Annotated in this window: 3 protein-coding genes; all 3 read left to right on the forward strand. The window is 62.7% G+C overall.

Annotated features, from left to right (window positions below; translation table 11 throughout):
- Positions 1 to 511 (forward strand): hypothetical protein (locus tag NUW23_15560; GenBank protein ID MCR4427573.1); only part of this gene is annotated, 511 nt, incomplete at its 5' end.
- 92 nt (positions 512 to 603) lie between these two features.
- Positions 604 to 3,162: a U32 family peptidase gene (locus NUW23_15565; GenBank protein MCR4427574.1), complete on the forward strand. Its 2,559-nt coding sequence runs from the start codon at positions 604 to 606 to the stop codon at positions 3,160 to 3,162.
- Between the two features lie 15 nt (positions 3,163 to 3,177).
- On the forward strand, positions 3,178 to 3,460 hold a 283-nt coding region (locus NUW23_15570; protein ID MCR4427575.1), incomplete at its 3' end, for an endonuclease MutS2.

Consider the following 3,460-nt stretch of genomic DNA (forward strand, 5'->3'; position numbering starts at 1 on the left):
TGCACGATGTTGGTGGAGATCCGTTTCAGTCCTCGTTCCTTCGCCAAGGTCAGGACTGAAACGGATCTCCACCAACATCGTGCAGCTGCCGTCCAAGGACAACGGTATGTACGCTGTAGTGGAGGCAGAGGTCGAGACGGACGATGGTGTCTTTCGCGAGCTGGGAGATGCATCCCCGGAGAATGTGTCCAGATCGATCCAGCCTCACCTTCTTCGGATGGCATCCACGCGTGCTAAGGCCAGGGCGATGCGGGACGCGGTTGGAATAGACATGGTTGCTCTGGAGGAACTGGGGGAGACACCCAGCGAAGAGGAAGGAAACGGGCTCGTGGAGGAACGTGGGCCGGACGAGGTCGTGATCACGTTCGGGAAGTACGCCAATCGCACTCTCGGCGAGATTTTGGCGGTTGACCGCGGGTATGTGGAGTGGCTGAGTCAGAATGCGCGGGACCAGGCTGTCAGGGCTGCGGCTTCGGCCGTGATCGAGCCGGCAGGATTCGACACGCCGTAACAGTCCGGAGTCTGGTATAATGAGATGGGACCAAAGACCGATCGAGGGTCCGGGACTTCCCCGGACCCTCTTGCAGTGTGGGGACGAATACCATGTTGCGCATACCTGAACTCCTGAGCCCTGCGGGGTCCTTTGACTCAATGGTGGCTGCCGTCTCGAACGGAGCAGATGCCGTGTACCTGGGCGGGACTTCGTTCAACGCGAGGCAGGGGGCGGCCAATTTCGCCGACGATGATCTTGCCCGCGCTCTGGAATACTGCCACGTGCGCGGGGTGCGCGTCTATGTGACGGTGAACACCCTGATCAAGCAGGCTGAGCTTCCGGAAGTCGCCCGGTTCCTCGGTTTCATCCACTCTGAAGGCGCGGACGCAGTCATCGTCCAGGACCTGGCGGTGGCCAGGATCGTGAGGGATACTTTCCCGCGGCTCGATCTGCACGCGAGCACTCAGATGACCATCCACAACAGCGACGGCCTCGCGGCTCTGGAGCGGCTCGGATTCACCCGCGCTATCCTGGCACGGGAACTGTCCCTTGGGCAGATCGCGGAGGCTGCTCGCACCACCTCCCTGGACCTCGAGGTGTTTGCCCACGGGGCGCTCTGCGTGTCCTACTCGGGCCAATGTCTGATGAGCAGCATGATAGGCGGGCGGAGCGGCAATCGAGGCAAGTGCGCCCAGCCTTGCCGGCTTGAGTACACCCTGGTGAACGCAGAGGGGAAGCCACTTCCTCATCGGATGCCCGGGGCGTACCTTTTGAGCCCGAGGGATCTTGCCGCCCTACCGCTGCTCGCCGAACTAACGGCTGCTGGCGTCAGAGGGATCAAGCTGGAAGGACGGATGAAAAGGCCTGAATACGTGGCGACTGTGACCCGGGTCTACAGGGCGGCTCTGGACAGGCTCCGGGAGAATCCCGAGGCTTATGGCCCCGCCCCGGGCGAGATGGAGGATCTCGAAGCCATATTCAACAGGGGCTTCACCACGGGTTACCTTCAGAAGAACCAGGGTGCGGACATGATGAGTCCCACGCGGCCCAACAACCGCGGTGTTCTGGTCGGGCGTGTGCAAGCTTACGACAGATCGCGGAAGGCGGCCAGGATCAGACTCGAGCTGCCCTTGTCAGTCGGGGATGGAATCGAGGTATGGGTCACGACCGGGGGCCGTTCGGCAGGAACTGTAGGCAAGATCTTCCTCGACGGCAGACAGGTCGACGAGGCCTTGGGGGGAGAAACGGTCTGGGTGCCCCTGGATGGGCCGGCGCGCCCGGGCGACCGGGTCATGAAGACCTCAGACGCAGCACTGATAGCCCGCGCTCGGGATACGTTTGCCCACGGGGCCGGCAGGCGAGTCCCGCTCACCATGGCGGTCCAGGCCTCGGTGGGCGAACCTCTCAGGCTTACAGTCACCGACCCCGACGGAAACGTGACGGATGCCACCGGCAGCGTGCCGGGGGTCCCCGCTGAACGGACACCGTTGTCTTTGGACTATTTGCGGAAACAGCTGGGCCGGCTAGGGACGACGCCGTTCGTCCTCGAGAGCATCTCTGCGGATCTCAAGGGCGATGTCATAGTCCCGGTCAGCGACATCAACGATATCAGGCGCGCCGCAGTGGACGCTCTGGCGAAGATGAGAGTAGACAAGTACAGGAGAGCTCCAGTTGCGGAGGAGCAGGTGCAGTCCAGCCTGGAGACTGCTTTACATGCATCCCGCAGAATACTGGACAACCCGGTCTTTTCGTGGACCGCTGACAGCAAGCAGGGTGCCCGGCGGCCGATGGCCCTGGCGGCCCGGGTGACGGACCTTGCCGGGGTACTGGCGGCTTCCCGGGCGGGGGCAGACATTGTGTGTGTCGGCGGCGAAACCTACGCTCCTAGCAAGAGGATGTCGTTCGCGGACTTGACGGAGGCGGTGTCGGCCTGCAGGGATAACGGATCTGAACTCTGGTTCGCCACAGCGCGCATAGTGGCGGACCACGAGATACCTGCGGCCAGGGATGATATCAGGCGATCCATGGAGGCAGGGGCGCGTGGGGTTCTCGTCGGGAACCTGGGGCTTCTCGCCTTCGCGGCAGCGGAGGCTTGCGGACGGGTGGCGGCAGACTGGAGCCTCAACTGCATGAATTCCCTGATGGCGGCGGACCTCGCCGAACTCGGAGACGGCATGGTGGTTCTGTCTTGTGAGTTGACCATGGAGGAGATGCGGGAAGTTGCCCGCGGGATTGGGCCCCAACGGACTGGAGCCATCGCCCATGGGGCGCTGGAACTCATGGTGTCGGAACAGTGCGTAGTCGGGAGCGTCTTAGGTGGCCGCACGTCCGAACGGGCATGCTCCGCCCCGTGTACCCGGGGCAGATATGCCCTGTTGGACCGGGTTGGTGCTGTGTTCCCAGTCCTCTGCGATGCATCGTGCCGGATGCACATAAGAAACAGCGTGGACCTGTGTATGGTAGAGCACGTGCACGAGTTTGCGGAGATGGGGCTGGGGTCAATCTGGCTCGACCTGAGGTGCGAGGACTCGGCCAGAGTGGCCCGCGTGGTCCAGGCGTACCGGGAAGCCCGGAGCGCGACGCCGGAGAGACTCGGCGCCCTCAGGCACGAACTCGAAGCTATCTCCGGCGGTAGCATCACCAAAGGCCACTATTTCAGAGGAGTGTAGGTGGTGGGTCTCTCGATGGATGAACGATCTCTTCGTATCCTCGAGTTCCACAAGGTTCGCGAGCTCTTGGAGAAGTGCGCGTCTTGCGAGCTTGGCCGGGAACGGGCACGCGCGCTGGTGCCGCGGACGGAGACTGTCGTCATCGATGAGCTCCTTGCTGAGACCTCGGAAGCCAGGAGACTCTTGGACCTAGGCAAGCAAATTCCCTTCGGAGGGATCAGGGATATTCGGGGCATGGTCCAGCATACCTCGGTTGGGGGGACACTCTCTGCTGATCAGCTCCTGGATGTGTTGTACA

The organism is Bacillota bacterium (assembly GCA_024655925.1).
Taxonomy (GTDB): domain Bacteria; phylum Bacillota; class DTU025; order DTU025; family JANLFS01; genus JANLFS01.

What these genes read in the sequence shown, in the direction of transcription:
- NUW23_15565 (MCR4427574.1), top strand. Translation starts at nt 604, where the DNA reads ATGTTGCGCATACCTGAACTCCTGAGCCCTGCGGGGTCCTTTGACTCA.